The organism is Curtobacterium sp. WHRI 8282 (genome assembly GCF_040223925.2).
GTDB classification, from domain to species: Bacteria; Actinomycetota; Actinomycetes; order Actinomycetales; family Microbacteriaceae; genus Curtobacterium; species Curtobacterium flaccumfaciens.
On the sequence record NZ_JBEHCD020000004.1, the window covers coordinates 400257 to 419198 of the forward strand.

Genomic DNA, 18942 nt, shown 5'->3' on the forward strand with positions numbered 1-18942 from the left:
CCGACAGCGCCTGGCTCACTCGGCGGGCGGGCCGTCCTGCGTCGCCTGCTCGTCCATCCAGACGTACTCCCAGCGGTGTCCGTCCGGGTCGGTGAAGCTCCGCTGGTACATGAAGCCGAGGTCCATCTCCGGCCGGTCCTCGGTGCCGCCGGCAGCGACCGCGGCGTCGACGACGCGGTGGACATCCTCCTTCGACGGGGCGCTGAGCGAGTTGATGACCTCGATCGTGTCGGCGTCGGCGATCGTCTTGTCGGTGAACTCGGCGAACTTCGCCGTCGTCAGGACCATCACGGAGATCGACCCGGACACCACCACGCACGCCGCGGTGTCGTCGCTGAAGGCCGGGTTGATCGAGTACCCGAGCGCCTCGTAGAACGCCTTCGAGCGCTCGAGGTCCGTGACGGGCAGGTTGATGAAGACCATCGTGTCCATGGCGGTTCCTTTCGTCACGCTCAACCTGGACCCACCTGGAGCAGCGCGCAACCGTTTCGTGGGGGAACCAACCGGTACACAATATGCTGGCGTGATGCGGGCCTTCGTGGACGAGTCAGAACCGGGTGGTGGGCGGGACCACACCGCGTACGTCCTCGCCGCGGTGATCATGCGGATCAACGGCGAGGAAGAAGCTCGCGAGGCGGTTCGACGGGCGACCCCTCGGCGCATGCGGAAGCTGCACTGGTACGAGGCGCTGCCAGCTCAGCGCATCTCGTGGCTCGATCTCCTCCGGCGTGCGGTGACCGTCATCGTGGTCCGGTACGACGGCGCCGTGGCACGGACGGAACGTCGGCGAAGACGGTGTATCGAACGCCTCGTGCACGAACTCGAGCTGCGGAAGGTCGGCCACGTGGTCCTCGAGACGCGCGGACCCGCCCGGGACAAGGATGACCGGGCGATGTTCGATGCGCTCCGCGATCGTGGAGTCGGTCATGGAGTGCGGTTCGAGCACCTCAACCCGTCCGAAGAGCCGCTCCTCGCGTTGGCCGACATCGCCTGCGGGGCTCATGTTGCCGGCCTCGCCGGGGACCACGGACTGACGAGCCCGATCCTGGTTTCCTGACGCACGCCCCCGAAAGCGCAAATCCTCGGGCCCGCGCTGGCTGCAGGACATCCGAGGATCACTTTCGACCGAGCAGCACCCGATCGACATATCAATGCTACCCGCCGTGCTCGGCTCCGGTCAAGACGTGCGCAGCCCAGGCCGGAAACGACGAAGTCGCTGTCGTCCGACAGCGACTTCGTCGTTCCGTGTCAGGCCGGGGACGCCCGCCCCGAGCAGCCTCAGGCCAGCTCGCGTCCCTCGCCAGCGGCACGCTGGTGCGACTCGGCCTCGGCCTGGCCGATGATGTCCTCGGCGGGCACCGGGTTCAGGCGGTCCCAGAGGAAGAACAGGCCGCCGCCGACGAGCAGCGAGATCCCGACCCACAGGTTGATGTGGATCCCGCCGGTCTTCTCGGGGTCGGTGTTCCAGTGCACGATCCCGACGATGGTCGTGATCACGCCGTAGAGCACGAACAGGCCGCCGAGGATGCGGCGCAGGTCGAGTCGGCGGGTGGAGCGGACGAGGGCTGCCTTCTGCTCCTCGGTCATCGCGCCGGGGGTGGTGGTGTCACTCATGAGAAGTGGTCTCCTTCGCGGATCAGAGGAACGGGAGGTACAGGACGACGCACAGCACGAGCGCGACAGTGCCGAGCAGGGCGGGCGAGCGGTACCAGGCGGTGTCCGTCGCGACCGAGTCGCCGTGCAGGTCGATCTTGCCGACGCCGTAAACGAGCCCACCGAGCTCCTTCTCGTCCTTCGGCTTGGTGAGCATCGAGACGACGAAGCCGACGATCAGCACGGTGACGAACGAGATGATCGCGCCGTACAGGGTCTCCGCGGTCGCGGTGGCGAACAGGTCCGGGTTCACCAGGTAGGCGATCCAGGTGATCGTCGGGGTCACGATGCCGAGGACGTAGCCCCAGAGCGCACCCTGCGTCGTCATGCGCTTCCACAGCAGGCCGAGGATGAACACGGCGAACAGCGGTGCGTTGAAGAACGAGAACAGCGTCTGCATGTACGTCATGATGTTCGACGCCTGGGCCGCGATGAACGCGGTCGCGATGCCGACCACGACGCCGACCACGGTGACCCAGCGGCCGGTCTTCAGGTAGTGCAGGTCGGGCATGTTCGGGCGGATGTAGCGCTGCCAGATGTCGTAGGTGAAGACGGTGTTGAACGACGAGACGTTCGCCGCCATGCCGGCCATGAAGGACGCCAGCAGGCCGGTCACCGCGATGCCGAGCACACCGGTCGGCAGGTACATCTGGATGAGCTTCGGGATCGCGTCGTTGTAGGTCAGCGTGCCGTCGGCGAACTGGTTGCCCACCACGGCCGCGGCGATGAGGCCCGGGATCACGACGATGGCCGGGATGAAGAGCTTCGGGATCGCGGCGATGAGCGGGGTGCGGCGGGCCGCGGACATGTTCTTCGCCGAGAACGCGCGCTGCACCTCGGTGAAGTTCGTGGTCCAGTAGCCGAACCCGAGCACGAAGCCCAGGCCGAGCACGATGGCGAGCCAGTTGGCGCCGATCGGGTTGGTGACGTCGCCGAAGCCGGTGCCGGCCCAGGCCTGCAGGTGCTGCACGCCCTGGGTCTCGGTGATGGCCTTCGACAGGCCGTCCCAGCCGCCGACGCGGTGCAGACCGACGATCGTCAGCGGGATGAGCCCCGCGATGATCACGAAGAACTGCATGACCTCGTTGTAGATCGCGCTCGAGAGCCCGCCGAGGGTGATGTAGACGAGCACGAAGCCGGCGGAGACGATGATCGCCAGCCACTCCGGCCAGCCGAGCATGGCCTCGATGACGATGGCCATCGCGTAGAGGTTGATGCCCGCGATGAGCACGTTCGACACCGCGAACGCGATCGCGTTCACCAGGTGCGGCGCCTTGCCGAAGCGGCGCAGCATGAACTCCGGCACGGAGCGCACCTTCGAGCCGTAGTAGAACGGCATCATCACGAGGCCGAGGAACACCATCGCGGGCACGGCGCCGACGAGGTAGTAGTGCAGGGTGGCCATGCCGATCTGGGCACCGTTGGCCGCCATGCCGAGGATCTCGGTCGCACCGAGGTTCGCGGACACGAACGCCAGGCCCGTGATCCACGCCGGCATCGAGCGCCCGGACAGGAAGAAGTCCATGCTCGTCCGGACCTGCTTGCGGGCGGTGAACCCGATCCCGATGACGACCGCGAAGTACACGATGATCATCAGGTAGTCGACCCAGCCCAAGTCGAGCCGGATCCCTTCGTTCGCTGCAGCGAGAACCATTCACATCTCCACGTCAGTGTGTTGCAGTCGACAACTCTGCCGACCCGGACGGAGACGTTACACCGATTTGTGACCGTTCACATAGCCAGCGCATGCATCGTCCGAGCCGCGCATCGCTCCCCCGGTTCGCTACGCTCGGCCCATGACCGACGCGTCGCGCATCCTCGTCCTCAACGGCCCGAACCTCGACATCCTCGGGCGCCGCGACCCGGAGCAGTACGGCACCGTGACACTCGCCGAGATCGAGGCGATCGTGCACACCGAGGCGGCCGTGCACGGGCTCGAGGCCGACTTCCGCCAGACGAACCGCGAGGGCGAGCTGGTCGAGTGGCTGCACGAGGCGCTGGACGACTTCGCCGCGGTCGTCATCAACCCCGCCGCCTACGCGCACACCTCGGTCGCGCTGCACGACGCGGTGGAGGCCCTGTGGGTCCCCGTCGTCGAGGTGCACCTGTCGAACACGTGGAAGCGCGAGCCGTTCCGCCACGTCGACCACGTCGCCACCGCCGCGACGGCGGTCATCGCCGGCGCGGGCGCCGACGGCTACCGCCTGGCGGTCGCGCACGTCGCGTCCCTGCTCGGCTGAGCCGCGGGCGGACCGGACCCACGCCGCCGGTACCCGGGACGCGCCGGCGGTCTCCGTGCAGTGCGGGCGGACTGGTGGCCCGTGGCGGCGTCGCCACGGGCCTCCAGTCCGCCATCTGGTCACGCTGGCTCGCGCCCGTTCCTTCCCATCGCACGCGCGATGCAAGGTGGTTCCGGGCGTACCTGATGAGAAGTTCCGACCCGGTACGCCCGGAAGCACCAGGTACGCCCGGAAGAGCCGGGCGCGCGCACGCCGATCAGAACTCGGCGGGGCGCCGCACGTCGGTCAGGCCGGCGGTGGCGAAGCCGCCGCGGATGAGCGGCACGGCCCGGCGCACGGCCTGGTCGATGCGGAGCTCGAGGTCGACGCTCGCGATGTCGTAGCCACCCTCGCGCTTGGTGAAGTCCCGCTCGTTCCCGAACACCCCGAGCGGCAGGGTGGTGGACTGGAAGAACCCGAACAGCGGGCGCATCTGGTGCTCGACGAGCAGGGCGTGCCGATCGCTGCCCCCGGTCGCGGTCAGGAGCACCGGGGTGTCGACGAGGTCGTACTGGCCGACCCAGTCGAAGAACAGCTTGAAGGCACCGGAGTAGGCCGCCCGGAAGGCCGGGCTGCCGACGACGAGCACGTCCGCGGCCTCCACCGTCTCGAGGGCCCGGCGGGTGCGGTCGGACATCGTCTCGCGACCCGACGCCGCTCCGAGGTCGGCCAGCAGCGGCCCGATCTCGATCGTCTCGGTCCGGGCGCCGTCGATCTCCTCGGCCAACCGGGCCACCGTCGCCGCGACCAGGGTCGAGGTCCGCGAGGGGTCCGATGGGCTGCCACTGACGCCGACGACCAGTTCTCCGCTCATGCGGTCGATGCTCACACGCTGCCGGGGCGGGCGGCACGTTCGTGACGACATGTGTCGGGTGCCAGTCGGTCGGGGTAGCGTCCGCGCCATGCAGACCTTCCTGCCGTACGCCGACTTCCGGGCATCCGCCGAGGTCCTCGACGACCGGCGGCTCGGCAAGCAGCGGGTCGAGACCCTGCAGGTGATGCGAGCGCTGACGCTCCCCGACTACGGCTGGCAGCACCACCCGGTGACGGCGATGTGGCGCGGCTACCGCCCGGCGCTGATGGCGTACCAGGAGGCCACGTGCCGCGTCTGGGCCGAGCGCGGGTACGCCGACACGTGTCTCGAGAAGACCCTGCTCGACCTGGGCCGCGTGCCGGAGGACCTGGCGACGTACGAGCGCGGCGACGTGCCGATCCCGCCGTGGAACGACGACGAGGCCCTGCACGTCTCGCACCGGTCGAAGCTCGTGCAGAAGGCGCCGGAGCACTACCGGGAGCTGTTCCCCGACGTGCCGGACGACCTGGACTACGTCTGGCCGGGGACCCCCGAGCCGGCGACGCACACCGTCTGACGATCAGGCGACCGCCAGGCCGTCAGGCGACCGGGATCCAGCGACCGCCCTCGCGCCGGGTGACGACGTCGGAGCGGATCTCCACCACGTCCCGCAGCCCGTCGACGGCGGCATCGCGGACGGCCGCGGCGACACGGTCGTCCTCGGCCTCGAAGCGCACGACCGCGCACGGGACGCCACGGAGCAGCCGGACGTCCTCGGCCTCGACCACGGCGTGTTCGCGCACCAGGGCGGCAGCTGCGGGCAGGACGGCGTCCGGTGCCGTGCCGGGCGCGAGGGCACCGATCGCCAGGGTCACGCGGTACGAGGGCATGCGACGACGCTACCGGGGAACCGGATCCCGCCGTGGGCTGCAGGGGAACCGACGCCGCTCAGGGGTGCGGACGTCGACCCACGGCGGGATCGCGGTGTACGGCGGGACACGACGACAGGGGGAACGTCGCGCCCCGCGCCGGACGTCGATCAGGGGGTCGACATCCGGTCTGGGTCCACCGCGCGGCTCGGTTCAGGGGAACCGCACGGTGGTGGACCTCAAGGGTGTTCGGTGTCCTCTCGGTACCGGTCCGTCTCGGTCGGTGCGGGCATCGACCGGTGGGCGGCGGCTGGCCGGACCATCGGGAGCAGGGCACTCCCGGCGGTCGCGAGCGCTCCGACCACGGCGATGATCCCGAGCGGGGCCGTGCCGAGGTCGTGCTGCGCTGCCAGGGCGAGCGCGACGAGGGTGGCCGGCGCCGGCAGGAGCTGCACCGCTCGGAAGCGGTCGTCCCGTCGTGTCCGGGTCATCATCGCGTTTGCCATGACGACACTCTGACGCAGATCGGTTGTCCGCAGAAGGGGGGACACGTACCCAGAGATGGAGTAGAACGTCTAGTACACCTCAGCCGAGGGCGCGGACGGTCGCCACGGCGTCGGCCACGGCCCCGACGACGACCGGGACGTCGTCGGACGTCAGGGCCGCGTCGAACGTCAGGCGCAGCGCGGTGCGCGCCACGTCCTCGGGGATCCCGAGCGCCGTGAGCACGTGGGAGGCCTCGGTGCTGCCCGCGGCACAGGCGCTGCCCGACGACGACACCACGTCGCGCCGCTCGAGCTCGAGCAGGACGGTCTCGCCGTTGACGCCCGGGAAGCAGAACGACGCGTGCCCGGGCAGCCGGTGCTCCCGCGACCCGGTGACGAACGCGCCGGGGACCGCGTCGAGCACGCCGTCGAGCACCGCGTCGCGCACGGTGGTCGCGGTGCCATCCCCCGACCGCACCGTCTCCGCCGCCAGCCCGAGGGCGGCCGCCACCGCCACGGCACCGGCCACGTCCTCGGTGCCGGACCGCCGCCCCCGCTCCTGTCCCCCGCCGTGCAGCAGCGGCTCGAGCGGGACGCCGGAGCGCACGGCGAGCACGCCGGTGCCCTTCGGGGCGCCGAGCTTGTGCCCCGACAACGACAGCGCGTCGACGCCCAGGGCCCCGAGACCGATCGGCAGCCAGGGCGCGGATTGCACGGCGTCGGTGTGGAACCGCGCCCCGACCTCGTGCGCCACCGCCGCCAGCGCCGGCACGTCCTGCACGGTGCCGATCTCGTTGTCGGCGTGCGCGATCGAGACGAGCGTGGTGTCCGCGCGGAGGGCCGCTCGCAGCGCCGCCGGGTCGACGCGGCCGTCCGGCCCGACGGGCAGCACGGTGACGTCGAAGTCGTGGAAGCGGGCGAGGTACGCGCAGCTCTCCAGCACCGCCTCGTGCTCGATGGCGCTCGTGACGACGTGCCGACCGCGGGGCGCGGCGAGGGCGATCCCCTTGATCGCGGTGTTCGCCCCCTCGGTGCCGCCGGTGGTGAAGACGACCTCGGCGGGCCGGCACCCGAGCACCCCGGCGACGGCGGCCCGTGCGGCGGTGAGTCCCCGCGCCGCTTCGTCCCCGACGCCGTGCGTCGACGAGGGGTTGCCGAACACCCCCGTCAGGTAGGGCCACATCGCCTCGAGCACCTCGCGGCGGACCGGGGTGGTGGCGGCGCGGTCCAGGTAGAACACGACTAGTCCTGCACGGGCACCGCGACGTGCTCCGTCGGCACCGCGACGTGCTCGGGCACCGCGACGTCGATGTCGAGCCCGAGGTCGAGGGCCCGCGCCGAGTGGGTGAGCGCCCCGACCGAGATGACGTCGACGCCGGTGTCCGCGATCGCCGCGACGGTGTCGAGCGACACGCCTCCCGAAGCCTCGACGAGCGCGCGCCCGGCGACGATCCCGACCCCGGTCACGAGTTCGTCCGGGGTGAAGTTGTCGAGCATGATCGTGTCGACCCCCGCAGCGACGACGGGTTCGATCTGGTCGATGCGGTCCACCTCGACCTCCACGTGCACGGTGTGCCCGAGCCGCTGGCGGGCCCGGGCGATCGCGTCGCCGATGCCGATCCCGCCGGCCAGGAGCACCGCCAGGTGGTTGTCCTTGGCGAGCACGGCGTCGGAGAGCGAGGTGCGGTGGTTGTGTCCGCCACCGCACCGGACGGCGTACCGCTCGAGTGCTCGGAGGCCCGGCGTCGTCTTCCGGGTGTCGACGATCCGCGCAGCGGTGCCCGCGGCGGCCGCGACGTGAGCCGCGGTGGTCGTCGCGATGCCCGACATCCGCTGGACCAGGTTGAGGGCGACCCGTTCGGCCCGCAGCACGGCCCGCGCCGACCCGGTCACGGTCGCGAGGACGTCGCCCGCCGCGAAGTGCGTGCCGTCGGCGACGTGCACCACGGCCTGGATCGACGGGTCGACCGCGTGCATCACGGCGACGAACACCGCCCCGCCGCTCAGCACGCCGGGCTCGCGCGCGCCGAGGGTCGCGGTCGCGGTCGCCTCCGCGGGGATCAGGGTCTCGCTGGTGACGTCGCCCCAGGGCGCGTCCTCCTCGAGCGCGGTCTCGATCACGCGACGGAGCGCGTGCGGCGGGATGGTGCCGGGGTCGGTGGTCATGCGGGTACCTCCTGCGGGACGGCTGCGGAGCCGTCGGCGCGTTCGTCCGTGTGCTCGTCGGGGTGGTCGGCGACCCAGGCGTACGACGCCGGGGCGGTGGGGTCGGTGTCGGGGTGGTCGGTGCGGGCGTGCGCCCCGCGGGACTCGGTGCGGGCCTCGGCGGCGAGCGCGACGAGTCGGGCCAGGTCGAGGAGCGCACGGTCCTCGTGCTCGCGCACACCGCCGCCGGTCGGCGCCGTCAGCGCGTCGAGGTCGCGGCGGGCGCTGGCCAGCCCGACGGCGTCACGGAGCAGCCCGACCCGGTCCGTCATGACGGACTGGACCGCCTGCCGGACGGCACCGTCGTCGTCGAGGTGGGTCGCGCCTCCAGGCAGGGTCGGACTGGGCCCACGCCTGCCGGTTCCGGCGCGCTGCGGAGCGGCGTGACGGCCGAGCAGGTGGGGAGGGGCGCTGATCGCGTCGGCCGCTCCGGGCACGCTGGTGACGTGGAGACCGGCGTCCCCGCGCAGGCGGAGCAGGCCGGGTCGCGGTGCGGCGACCGCGTCCGCTGCGCGGACCGCGAAGACGAGTCCCTCGAGCAGGGAGTTCGAGGCGAGCCGGTTGGCGCCGTGGACCCCGGTGCAGGCGGCTTCGCCGACGGCGAGCAGTCCGGGCAGGCTGGTGCGGCCCTCGGCGTCGGTCGCGATGCCGCCCATCGAGTAGTGCGCGGCCGGTGCGACGGGGACGCCTTCGCGGGTCCAGTCGAACCCGGCGGCGCGGGTGGCCCGGGTGAGTCCGGGGAACCGCGTGACCAGGAACCCAGGGTCGAGGCCGGTGGCGTCGAGGAGCACGGGCGCGCCGCCCTGGTCGCGCACCGCGGCGGCGATCCCCCGGGCGACGACGTCACGCGGAGCGAGCTCGGCGTCCGGGTGCACGTCGGTCATGAAGCGGTGCCCGGCGGCGTCGCGCAGGACAGCACCTTCACCGCGGACGGCTTCGGACACCAGGCCGCCGCCGGGGACGGCCAGCCGCGTCGGGTGGAACTGGACGAACTCCAGGTCGGCGAGGACGCCGCCGGCGCGCCAGGCGGCGGCGACCCCGTCACCGGTCGCGACCAGGGGGTTCGTCGTCTCGCGGTACAGGTGTCCGGCTCCCCCGGACGCGATGACGACGGCGTCCGCGTCGAGCCGGCGGGGTTCCCCGAGCAGGTCGAGGACGTCGACGCCGACGACCACGCCGCCGCGGACGACCAGGTCGGTCAGGCTCGTGCGCTCCAGGATCGTGACGTGTCGGCGGTGCAGCGCCGCGATGAGGGTGCGTTCGATGGCGGCTCCGGTCGCGTCACCGTCGGCGTGCACGACGCGCCACCGGCCGTGCGCGGCTTCACGCCCGCGCGCGAGGTCGTCGCCGTACCGGTCGAGGGTCGCCGGGTCCGACGACCGGTCGAAGGGCACCCCGAGGGCGAGCAGGTCGCGGACGCGGGCCGGGCCGTCGGTGCACAGGACCTCGACGGCCCGGGCGTCGGCGCTGCCCGCCGCAGCGACGTGGGTGTCGGCCTGGTGCAGCGCCGCGGAGTCGTCGGCGCCCAGCGCCACCGCGATGCCGCCCTGGGCGTACGCGGTGGCGCTGTCGGCGAGCGCCCCCTTCGTCACCAGGGTGACGTCGTGCAGGGCACTGGCGCGGATCGCTGCGGTCAGGCCGGCGATGCCGGACCCGACGATGACGACGTGCACGGTGGTCTCCCTCGTTCGGTCGGGTCCGCGTCTCAGCCGCGCGGCTTGGCGGCGAGCATCCGCTCGAGCGCCACCTTGGCGTCGGCCTGCACGTCGGCGGGGACGACGATCTCGTTGAGGACCTCGCCGCGGACGAGTGCCTCGAGCACCCAGGCGAGGTAGCCCGGGTGGATCCGGTACATCGTCGAGCAGGGGCAGACGACCGGGTCGAGGCAGAAGATCGTGTGCTGCGGGTACTCGGCGGCGAGCCGGTTCACCATGTTGATCTCGGTGCCGATCGCGAAGGTGGTCGGCTCGGTGGCCGCGGCGACGGTCTTCCGGATCAGGTCGGTGCTGCCGGCGTGGTCTGCGGCGTCGACGACGGCCATCGGGCACTCCGGGTGCACGATGACCTGCACGCCCGGGTGCTCGCGGCGGGCCTGGTCGATCTGGTCGACGGTGAAGCGGCGGTGCACCGAGCAGAAGCCGTGCCAGAGGATGACCTTCGCCTCGAGCAGGTCCGCGGCGGAGTTGCCCCCACCGGGCAGCCGGGGGTTCCACATCGGCATCAGGTCGGTGCTGATGCCCATCGCCTTCGCGGTGTTGCGGCCGAGGTGCTGGTCGGGGAAGAACAGGACGCGCTGCCCGCGCTCGAAGGCCCACTCGAGCACCGTCGCGGCGTTCGACGAGGTGCAGACGATGCCACCGTTCCGACCGCAGAAGGCCTTGAGGTCGGCGGCGGAGTTCATGTAGGTGACCGGGATCACGGGGACGCGGCCGTCGGCGTCGGGCTCGGTGCCGTACACCGCCGTCAGCTCCGCCCACGCCGCCTCGACGCTGTCGATGTCGGCCATGTCGGCCATCGAGCAGCCGGCGGCCAGGTTCGGCAGGATCACGCGCTGGTCGTCGCGCGCCAGGATGTCGGCCGTCTCGGCCATGAAGTGCACCCCGCAGAACACGATCGCCTCGGCGTCGGGCTTCGTCAGGGCGGCGTTCGCGAGCTGGAACGAGTCGCCGAGGAAGTCCGCGTGCCGGACGACCTCGTCGCGCTGGTAGAAGTGCCCGAGGACGACGACCCGGTCGCCGAGGGTGGCCTTCGCCCGCTCGATGCGCTCGTGGAGCTCCTCGGTCGGGGCCGTCTTGTACTCGTCGGGCAGGACACCCTGGCGCGGGGCACTCGTCGGGATGACGTCGGACATCGACGACCCCGGACCGTACCCGGGGCGGGAGTCGAAGTCCCACGTCGGCACGGCGAGGTCGGGCGTGCAGGTGCTGCCGGCGGCCCTGCCGTTGGAGATGAGTTCGATCGTCGTGGCGATGGACACGGGGTTTCCTATCGGTTCCGCTGCTGGTGCTGATCGGCCCCGGTCTGCAGCGGGCCGTTGTCCGCGTAGGCCAGGTCGGGGTTCGAGCGGTACAGCCGGGCCGGACGGTGCCGGCCCCCGCTCGTGGTCTCGTCGGTCGGCAGGACCGCGTCGGTCTTCTCGACCTGCCGACGGAAGTTCGCGGGGTCGAGTGCTCGGCCGAGCACCGCCTCGTACACGCCCCGGAGTTCGGCGAGGGTGAAGCGGTCGCCGAGGAACGCCTGCGCAATCCGCGAGTACGACATCTTGTTGCGCAGCCGCCACAGGGCGTACTCGACGATGCGGTCGTGGTCGAAGGCGAGCGGCGGGTGCTCGTCGGCCAGGAACCACCGGACGTTCCAGTCGTCGGGCACGACGTTCGCCTCGTCCGGGTGCACGAGCGCCCAGTACACGATCGACACCACGCGGCTCGGGGAGCGTCCGACGTCACCGAACGCGTAGAGCTGCTCGAGGTACCGCGGCTGGACGTTCGTCGTCTCGCGCAGTCGGGCGGCCGCGGAGTCCTCGAGGCCCTCGTCGTCGCCGACCCAGCCGCCGGGGAGCGCCCAGGAACCCTCGAACGGTTCGGCGACGCGACGGACGAGCGGCATCCACAGCGCCGGGGCCCCGGTGTCGGGGTGCGGGCGCAGTGCGACGATCACGGTGGAGACCGCGACGCGGATGCCTGCTTCGTCCATGGAAGAGATAGTGTCAATCTGACTCGAAGTGTTCGGGTTGGGATGACACTATCACTGCCGACGCGGTGCGCTCGTCACGAGCCGGAAACAGATCGTCACGGGGCCGAAAACTCCCGGGAGGCCGCCGCGGTTAGCGTGGAGGACATGACGACGGTGACGAGGGTGCATGCCGTGGTGTCGGGGACGGTCCAGGGGGTCGGCTTCCGGTACTGGACCGCTCGGAAGGCGGACGGGCTCGACCTCGTCGGCTACGCGAGGAACCTCTGGGACGGCACGGTGGAGGTCGAGGCGGAGGGACCCTCGGTCGCCGTCGACTCGTTGGTCGAGTGCCTGCGCACCGGGCCGCCGTTAGCGACCGTGACCGACGTCACCCTGCGGTCGGTCGTGCCGCACGGGGACGCCGACGGGTTCGCGATCCTGCACTGAGCGGACGTGCGTGGGAGCGGTGCCGGCGCCCGGCGTGCTCGGCACCGATCGTTCACCTGCGGATGTCGGAGCGAAGCGGAATAATCGCATCCACTCAGGGAGTTGGCCTGTCTGCGCGTCCTGCGCCACACCCGTTCCACCCGTCGTGACCCACCAGGAGCACCCGCATGACCCAGGCCGTCGATTCCGCCCCCCGCACGGGAAGCGTCTCGCAGCCGTCCGCTGCCGAGACCCGACTCGTGATCGGGCTGCTGCTCGTCTCCGCGTTCGTCGTCATCCTCAACGAGACCATCATGGGCGTGGCCCTGCCCCGGCTCATGGACGACCTGGACATCAGCGCCGCGACCGGCCAGTGGCTGACCACCGGCTTCCTGCTCACCATGGCGGTCGTCATCCCGATCACCGGGTTCCTGCTGCAGCGCTTCAACACCCGACCGGTGTTCGTCTGGGCGATGGGCCTGTTCTCGGTCGGCACGCTGATCGCCCTGCTCGCGCCGGGCTTCACCGTCCTGCTCGTCGGCCGCATCGTGCAGGCCAGCGGCACCGCGATCATGATGCCGCTGCTGATGACGACGGTCCTGACCCTCGTCGACCCCGCGCACCGTGGCCGCATCATGGGCAACATCTCGATCGTCATCTCGGTCGCTCCGGCCATCGGCCCGACGATCTCCGGCCTGATCCTCAACGCGTTCTCGTGGCGCTGGCTGTTCGGCTTCGTGCTGCCCATCGCGATCGCGGCGCTCATCCTCGGCATGGTCAAGGTGCAGAACGTCTCGACGCCGCGCAAGGCACCGATCGACGTCGTCTCGGTCGTGCTCTCCGCCTTCGCGTTCGGCGGCATCGTCTACGGCCTGTCCAGCATCGGCGAAGCCGGCACGACCGGTCCGCTCGTCCCGGTGACCGCCCTGGTCGTCGGTGCCGTCGCCCTCGCGGTGTTCATCGTCCGGCAGACGCGCCTGCAGCGCACCGACAGCGCCCTGCTCGACCTGCGCACCTTCCGCACCCGTGGCTTCACGGTGCCGATCGTCGCGATGGGGCTGAGCTTCATGGCGATGTTCGGCACGCTCATCCTGCTGCCGATCTACCTGGAGCGCGTCCTCGGCCTCGAGGTCCTGCAGGTCGGCCTGCTGCTGCTCCCCGGTGGTCTGCTGATGGGCCTGCTCTCCCCCATCGTCGGTCGCATCTACGACCGCCGTGGCCCGCGCGTGCTGCTCATCCCCGGATCGATCATCGTCAGCGCCGTGCTCTGGGCACTCTCCACCGTCGGTGTCGACACCAGCGTGTGGTTCGTCCTCGGTGCGCACGTGGTGCTGAGCATCGGCCTGGCCCTGACCTTCACGCCGCTGTTCACCGCGGCGCTCGGTGGGCTGCCCCCGAAGCTGTACTCGCACGGCAGCGCGGTGCTCGGCACGGCGCAGCAGCTCGCCGGTGCGGCGGGCACGGCCCTGTTCGTCACGCTGCTGACGATCGGTGCGGCCGCCGCCGTCGAGGGCTCCGGTGCCCGTGGGGTCCAGGTGGCCACCGCGTCGGGCGTCGGTACCGCCTTCATGGTCGGCGCGATCATCTCGCTGTTCGGCATCCTGGCGTCGGTGTTCGTCCGCCGGCCCGAGGTGCCCGAAGGCGCGCCGACGCCCCCGCCCGTGCACTGACCGACGAGCCTCGCGCACCGACCGACGAGCAGGGCCGGACGCCGAACCCGTGACGGGACCGGCGCCCGGCCCGCTCCCGTCTCCGGCCCGCGTGGCAGGGTGGGCGCCATGCGGTCGACGACGAGCGAACTCAACTGGTCCGGCACGGTCACGTACACGGCCGAACGGGTCGTCCGCCCGTCGTCGATCGACGGGGCCGCCCAGGTCGTGGCCGACGCCGATCGGGTGCACGGCCTCGGCACCCGGCACTCGTTCAACGACGTCGCCGACACCGCGGGCACCCTGCTCGACCTGACCGGCATCCCCACCGACCTGGTCGTCGACGCCGAGCACCGCACCGTCACGCTCGGGGCCGGCACCCGGTACGGCGACGTCGCGGCCGACATCGACCGGGCCGGGTTCGCCCTGCACAACACGGGGTCCCTGCCGCACATCTCGGTCGGGGGTGCGGTCGCGACGGGCACCCACGGCTCCGGCACGACACTGGGGTCGCTCGCCACCGCGGTGCGCGCGTTCGAGGTGCTCGGCCCGGACGGCTCCGCCCGGACTCTCGACCGGACGGACCCCTCGTTCGACGGTGCCGTGCTGCACCTCGGACTGCTCGGCATCGTGACCCGGGTGACCCTCGACGTGGAACCTGCCTACCGGATGCGTCAGGACGTCTACGGCGCGATCCCCTGGGACACCTTCACGGCGAACGTCGCCGAGGTGCACGCCGCCGCGTACTCGGTGTGCGCCTACACGGTGTTCGGCGACGCGATCACCGAGGTCCTGGTGAAGTCACGCGTCCCCGACGGCGCCGAGGACGTGCCGGTGCCCGAAGCGCTGGCCGGCGCACGCCGCCTGCCCGGCACCCCCGGCGACGACCGCCGGACCGCGCGCGACGGCTCGGTCGGCCCGTGGTGGGACCGGCTGCCGCACTTCCCGATCGGGTCCGTCCCGAGCCACGGGTCCGAGGTGCAGAGCGAGCACTTCGTCCCGCTCCGGCACGCGGCGGCCGCCCTCGACGCGCTCCGCGGGCTCGCCGACCGGTTCCAGCCGCACCTGCACGTCTGCGAACTCCGGACGATGGCGGCGGACGACCTCTGGCTCAGCCCGACCCAGGGCGAGGACGTGCTCTGCATCGCGTTCACCTGGAAGAAGCACCCGGCCGAGGTCGCCGCGCTCCTGCCCGACCTGGAGTCCCGGCTCGCAGCCTTCGACGGCCGACCGCACTGGGGCAAGATGAGCTCGCTCGACCACGCGGCGATCGCCGGGCTGTACCCACGGCTGGCGGACTTCCGCGACCTCGTCGCCCGGGCCGACCCGGAGCGGACGTTCGCATCCGCGTTCGGCGAGCGGGTGCTCGGGACCTGAGCCGGGCCTCCAGGCCGTGCCCCGGAACCAGGTTCCGGACACGGCACCACGGGATCGCGCGGTGCCGTGTCCGGAACCTGGTTCCAGAGGCGGGAACGCACCCGATGCGTGCCCCGCTAGTCGGTCGTGAACGCGAGCGGCGTGATCGTCCGCGTCTCGCCGTCCCAGTGCCGGACGCCGCCGACGTCGAGCGTCTCCGGCAGCGGCACGGCGCGCAGCGCAGCGACGGCGCGCGGCAGGTCCTCGTCACGCACCCGGCGAGCCAGCGTGACGTGCGGCGACCAGTGCCCGGGCACCGACGTCTCGACGCCGCCGGGGGCGACCGCGTGCACCTCGCCGTGGAAGGTCGTGAGTGCCGCGTCGACGACCACCGCGCGCACGAGGACCGACCGACCGGCACCCGCGGGGAAGAGCAGCAACCCGCCGAGCCGGATCGAGGTCGGGACCGACGTGCGGAACCCCGCCGGCACGGGCAGCGTGTCCCCGGCGGCCAGGGTGACGTGCGGGGCGTTCGACGGCGACGGGTGCCGGCCGAGGCTCGGCAGGTCGGCGTCGATCAGGGCCTGCCAGGCGGACCGCACGGCGGCGTCCGACTCCGGACCGAGGACGAGTTCGATGCTGCGCACGGTCCGAGTCAACCAACCGGGACCGCGAGGTGCCCCGTGACGGTTCAGCGGGCCGCGCGCTGGCGGCGATGTAACACAGCGGAACGGAACTCGCCCCGGGGGTGGACCGCACGTCACACTCGTCTCCACGCCGCGGACCACCGCGGCTCCCCCACACGCACGGCCCACGAGGAGCACCAGCATGTCCGCAGCCCCCGCACTGCCCGAGAAGCCGAAGGGCAAGCGCCCGATCGGCTGGATCGTCGCCGCCGCGATCGTCGTCGTGGCGATCGTCGTCGCCGTCATCGTCGGAGCCGTCCGCTCCGGGAGCAACGACGCCGGTGCCGCCGGTGACGCCGCCCCGAAGACCGTCACGATCGGTGTCGCGGACAAGTCGCTCGGCTACTGGAGCACGTACACGAAGCTCGCGAAGGACAAGCTCAACGTCACCGTCAAGCTGACGAACTTCTCGGACTACTCGCTGCCGAACCCCGCCCTCAAGGACGGCCAGCTGGACATCAACCAGTTCCAGCACATCCAGTACCTGGCGGACTACAACGTCACCTCCGACGACGACCTGCAGCCGATCGGTTCGACCGCCGTCTACCCGCTGCCGCTCTACGCGACGAAGTACGACAAGCCGTCCGAGCTGCCCGCGAACGCGAAGGTCGCGATCCCGAACGACTCGATCAACCAGGCCCGTGCGCTCCTGATCCTGCAGGCGGCGGACCTGATCACGCTCAAGGACGGCGGCTCGGCGTTCTCCACCGCGGACGACATCGAGACGAAGAAGGTCGACGTCCAGCCCCTCGACGCCTCGCAGACCGCGAACGCGCTGCAGCAGGGCTCCGTCGCCGCCGCCGTCGTGAACAACAACTTCGCCACAGCCGCCGGCCTGCCGATCTCGGACGCGATCTACCAGGACGACCCCTCGAGCGCGAGCGCCGCCCCGTACGTGAACGTGTTCGCCGTCCGCGACGAGGACAAGGGCAACAAGACCTACCTCGAGCTGGCGGAGCTGTTCCAGGACGACGCCGTGCAGAAGGCCTTCGCGAAGGACCTGCCCGAGGCCGTCGCCCGCGACGAGAGCGCCTCGAAGCTGCAGGACGAGCTCGCCCAGGTCGAGCAGGACGCGAAGGCGGCCAAGCAGTAGTGCCGGTCCTCGTCGAACTCCGCGGCGTCTCGAAGCACTACCGCCGCGCCGACACCGGCGAGACCGTGGTGGCCGTCGAGGACGTCTCCCTGGACGTGCACCAGGGAGAGGTCCTCGGCGTCATCGGGTACTCCGGTGCCGGCAAGTCCACCCTGGTCCGCCTGGTCAACGCGCTGGAACTGCCGAGTTCCGGCACGGTGACCGTCGCGGGCCGCGAACTGACGGCGATCCCCGAGCGGGACCGCCGTCTGGCGCGTCGCAACATCGGGATGATCTTCCAGCAGTTCAACCTGTTCCGGTCCCGCACGATCGCCGGCAACGTCGCGTACCCGCTCAAGGTCGCCGGCGTGCCGAAGGCCGAGCGGAACCGTCGCGTCGCCGAGCTGCTCGACTTCGTGGGCCTGCTCGAGCGCGCCCACGCCTACCCGGAGCAGCTGTCCGGCGGCCAGAAGCAGCGCGTCGGCATCGCCCGCGCCCTCGCCGCATCGCCCGACCTGCTGCTCGCCGACGAGGCGACCAGCGCCCTCGACCCGGAGACCACGTCCGAGGTGCTCGCGCTGCTCCGCCGCGTCAACCGGGAGCTCGGCGTCACCATCATCGTCATCACGCACGAGATGGACGCCGTCCGGCAGATCGCCGACCGGGTCGCCGTGATGGAGCAGGGGCGGGTCGTCGAGGTCGGGGACGTCTACGACGTGTTCTCGACCCCGAAGACCGGCGCCGCGCAGCGCTTCGTCCGCACCGCGCTGCACGACCGGCCCTCCCCCGAGACGCTCCGGCGCCTGCGGGACCGCCACCCGGGTCGGCTCGTCACGGTGCAGATCACCGACGAGGCCGGGCTGCAGAACCGCATCGACGCCGCGTTCCGCGCCGCCGGGGTCACCGCCGAGCTCGTCTACGGCGGGGTCGGCGAGATCCGGGAGCGCCGGATCGGGTCGCTCACCTACGAGCTGAGCGACGCCAGCGGCGGGCCAGGCCGGCCAGGCGGTCCCGGCGGGTCGGGTGCGTCCGGTGCGTCCGGCGCGCCCGGCTCCATCGACGCCGCGATCGCCGCACTCCGCGCCGACGGCGTCACGACCGACGAGGAGGCCGCCGCGTGAACAACAACTCGTTCCAGAGCGTGATCGACACGTTCGACGTCTTCCTCGCCGCCATCCGCGACACCATCGTGATGTCGCTGATCTCGCTGGTCATCGCCGGGGTCATCGGCCTCGCGCTCGGCCTACTGCTGTACGCGACCCGGCCGGGCAACGTCCTCGGCAACCGCACCGCGTACACGGTGCTCAACGTGTTCGTGAACCTGATCCGCCCGATCCCGTTCGTGATCTTCCTCGCCGCGATCGCGCCGCTGTCACGGGTCGTCGTGCAGACCACGATCGGTGTCCCAGCGGTGACCTTCGCGATCTCGTTGGCCGCGGCCTTCGCGGTGTCCCGGATCGTCGAGCAGAACCTGCTGTCGGTGGACCCGGGCGTCGTCGAGGCTGCTCGGGCCTCGGGTGCACACCCCGTGTCGATCCTGCTGACGGTGCTCATCCCCGAGGGTCTCGGCCCCCTGATCCTCGGGTACACGTTCATCTACATCGGCATCGTGGACATGACGGCGCAGGGCGCGCTGATCGGTGGCGGCGGACTCGGCGAGTACGCGATCACCTACGGCTCGCAGCGCTACGACTGGTGGGTGGTCTACGTCTCGGTGGCGGCGATCGTCGTCATCGTGCAGCTCGGCCAGTTCATCGGCAACCGCTTGGCGCGCGCGACGCTGCGTCGCTGACGCAG

Annotated in this window: 21 protein-coding genes; 9 read left to right on the forward strand and 12 right to left on the reverse strand. The window is 71.5% G+C overall.

The features are described from left to right. Positions 1 to 15: 15 nt before the first annotated feature. Positions 16 to 432 carry a VOC family protein gene (locus tag ABRP24_RS15785; RefSeq protein WP_349849409.1) on the reverse strand — a complete coding sequence of 139 codons (417 nt, stop codon included), beginning with the start codon at positions 430 to 432 and terminating at the stop codon, positions 16 to 18. On the opposite strand from ABRP24_RS15785, the gene ABRP24_RS15790 reads away from it, so the two are divergent. Further along, a complete protein-coding gene (locus tag ABRP24_RS15790; protein WP_371836760.1) occupies positions 413 to 1057 on the forward strand; it encodes a DUF3800 domain-containing protein in 645 nt (214 codons plus the stop codon). The genes ABRP24_RS15785 and ABRP24_RS15790 overlap by 20 nt on opposite strands. A 221-nt stretch (positions 1058 to 1278) precedes the next feature. On the opposite strand, the gene ABRP24_RS15795 is transcribed toward ABRP24_RS15790, so the two are convergent. Together ABRP24_RS15795 and ABRP24_RS15800 are read right to left on the reverse strand one after the other, a co-directional pair. Continuing rightward, complete coding sequence (locus tag ABRP24_RS15795; protein ID WP_027466303.1) at positions 1279 to 1614, reverse strand: hypothetical protein; 336 nt, start codon at positions 1612 to 1614, stop codon at positions 1279 to 1281. A 22-nt stretch (positions 1615 to 1636) separates the two neighbouring features. Next, positions 1637 to 3307: a sodium:solute symporter family protein gene (locus ABRP24_RS15800; protein ID WP_071247518.1), complete on the reverse strand. Its 1671-nt coding sequence runs from the start codon at positions 3305 to 3307 to the stop codon at positions 1637 to 1639. Between the two features lie 142 nt (positions 3308 to 3449). Here ABRP24_RS15800 and aroQ point away from each other — a divergent pair, with 142 nt between their 5' ends. Next, the gene (gene aroQ, locus ABRP24_RS15805; RefSeq protein WP_027466301.1) at positions 3450 to 3893 is read left to right on the forward strand and encodes a type II 3-dehydroquinate dehydratase; all 444 of its coding nucleotides are present in this window, start codon (positions 3450 to 3452) and stop codon (positions 3891 to 3893) included. Positions 3894 to 4149: 256 nt separating this feature from the next. Here aroQ and ABRP24_RS15810 read toward each other — a convergent pair whose 3' ends face one another. Next, a complete protein-coding gene (locus ABRP24_RS15810) occupies positions 4150 to 4746 on the reverse strand; it encodes an NAD(P)H-dependent oxidoreductase (protein ID WP_027466300.1) in 597 nt (198 codons plus the stop codon). 88 nt (positions 4747 to 4834) lie between these two features. On the opposite strand from ABRP24_RS15810, the gene ABRP24_RS15815 reads away from it, so the two are divergent. Beyond that, a complete protein-coding gene (locus tag ABRP24_RS15815) occupies positions 4835 to 5302 on the forward strand; it encodes an MSMEG_6728 family protein (protein WP_027466299.1) in 468 nt (155 codons plus the stop codon). Positions 5303 to 5324: 22 nt separating this feature from the next. Here the strand turns inward: ABRP24_RS15815 and ABRP24_RS15820 are convergent, their stop codons facing one another. The 7 genes from ABRP24_RS15820 to ABRP24_RS15850 all read right to left on the reverse strand — a co-directional run bounded on the left by ABRP24_RS15820 (position 5325) and on the right by ABRP24_RS15850 (position 11977). Next, positions 5325 to 5615 carry a hypothetical protein gene (locus tag ABRP24_RS15820; protein WP_017888538.1) on the reverse strand — a complete coding sequence of 97 codons (291 nt, stop codon included), beginning with the start codon at positions 5613 to 5615 and terminating at the stop codon, positions 5325 to 5327. 218 nt (positions 5616 to 5833) lie between these two features. After that, complete coding sequence (locus tag ABRP24_RS15825; protein ID WP_111233264.1) at positions 5834 to 6100, reverse strand: hypothetical protein; 267 nt, start codon at positions 6098 to 6100, stop codon at positions 5834 to 5836. Positions 6101 to 6179: 79 nt separating this feature from the next. Next, entirely contained in the window at positions 6180 to 7319 is a 1140-nt protein-coding gene (locus tag ABRP24_RS15830) for a cysteine desulfurase family protein (protein WP_349849415.1), read from the reverse strand. Positions 7320 to 7321: 2 nt separating this feature from the next. After that, the gene (nadC, locus tag ABRP24_RS15835) at positions 7322 to 8245 is read right to left on the reverse strand and encodes a carboxylating nicotinate-nucleotide diphosphorylase (protein WP_349849417.1); all 924 of its coding nucleotides are present in this window, start codon (positions 8243 to 8245) and stop codon (positions 7322 to 7324) included. Further along, the gene (locus ABRP24_RS15840) at positions 8242 to 9957 is read right to left on the reverse strand and encodes an FAD-binding protein (RefSeq protein WP_349849419.1); all 1716 of its coding nucleotides are present in this window, start codon (positions 9955 to 9957) and stop codon (positions 8242 to 8244) included. The genes nadC and ABRP24_RS15840 overlap by 4 nt, the downstream gene beginning before the upstream one ends. Positions 9958 to 9989: 32 nt before the next feature. Further along, positions 9990 to 11261, reverse strand: a complete 1272-nt coding sequence (gene nadA, locus ABRP24_RS15845) for a quinolinate synthase NadA (RefSeq protein WP_349849421.1) — start codon at positions 11259 to 11261, stop codon at positions 9990 to 9992. An 8-nt stretch (positions 11262 to 11269) separates the two neighbouring features. Beyond that, complete coding sequence (locus ABRP24_RS15850) at positions 11270 to 11977, reverse strand: NUDIX domain-containing protein (protein WP_035808830.1); 708 nt, start codon at positions 11975 to 11977, stop codon at positions 11270 to 11272. Positions 11978 to 12121: 144 nt separating this feature from the next. Here ABRP24_RS15850 and ABRP24_RS15855 point away from each other — a divergent pair, with 144 nt between their 5' ends. The 3 genes from ABRP24_RS15855 to ABRP24_RS15865 all read left to right on the forward strand — a co-directional run bounded on the left by ABRP24_RS15855 (position 12122) and on the right by ABRP24_RS15865 (position 15408). After that, on the forward strand, positions 12122 to 12403 hold the full coding sequence (locus tag ABRP24_RS15855) for an acylphosphatase (protein WP_349849424.1): 282 nt from the start codon (positions 12122 to 12124) through the stop codon (positions 12401 to 12403). 167 nt (positions 12404 to 12570) lie between these two features. Beyond that, positions 12571 to 14052, forward strand: a complete 1482-nt coding sequence (locus tag ABRP24_RS15860; protein ID WP_349849426.1) for an MDR family MFS transporter — start codon at positions 12571 to 12573, stop codon at positions 14050 to 14052. A gap of 108 nt (positions 14053 to 14160) precedes the next feature. Further along, entirely contained in the window at positions 14161 to 15408 is a 1248-nt protein-coding gene (locus ABRP24_RS15865; protein ID WP_349849428.1) for a D-arabinono-1,4-lactone oxidase, read from the forward strand. Between the two features lie 116 nt (positions 15409 to 15524). On the opposite strand, the gene ABRP24_RS15870 is transcribed toward ABRP24_RS15865, so the two are convergent. Continuing rightward, positions 15525 to 16034, reverse strand: coding sequence for a 2'-5' RNA ligase family protein (locus ABRP24_RS15870; RefSeq protein WP_173034733.1), 510 nt, complete (start codon positions 16032 to 16034; stop codon positions 15525 to 15527). Positions 16035 to 16215: 181 nt separating this feature from the next. On the opposite strand from ABRP24_RS15870, the gene ABRP24_RS15875 reads away from it, so the two are divergent. The 3 genes from ABRP24_RS15875 to ABRP24_RS15885 are packed head-to-tail and all read left to right on the forward strand — an operon-like array spanning position 16216 to position 18937. Further along, positions 16216 to 17166, forward strand: coding sequence for a MetQ/NlpA family ABC transporter substrate-binding protein (locus tag ABRP24_RS15875; protein WP_027466289.1), 951 nt, complete (start codon positions 16216 to 16218; stop codon positions 17164 to 17166). Next, entirely contained in the window at positions 17166 to 18266 is a 1101-nt protein-coding gene (locus tag ABRP24_RS15880; protein WP_349849431.1) for a methionine ABC transporter ATP-binding protein, read from the forward strand. The genes ABRP24_RS15875 and ABRP24_RS15880 overlap by 1 nt, the downstream gene beginning before the upstream one ends. Then, on the forward strand, positions 18263 to 18937 hold the full coding sequence (locus tag ABRP24_RS15885) for a methionine ABC transporter permease (protein ID WP_017888525.1): 675 nt from the start codon (positions 18263 to 18265) through the stop codon (positions 18935 to 18937). Before ABRP24_RS15880 ends, ABRP24_RS15885 begins: the two co-directional genes overlap by 4 nt. Positions 18938 to 18942: the final 5 nt, after the last annotated feature.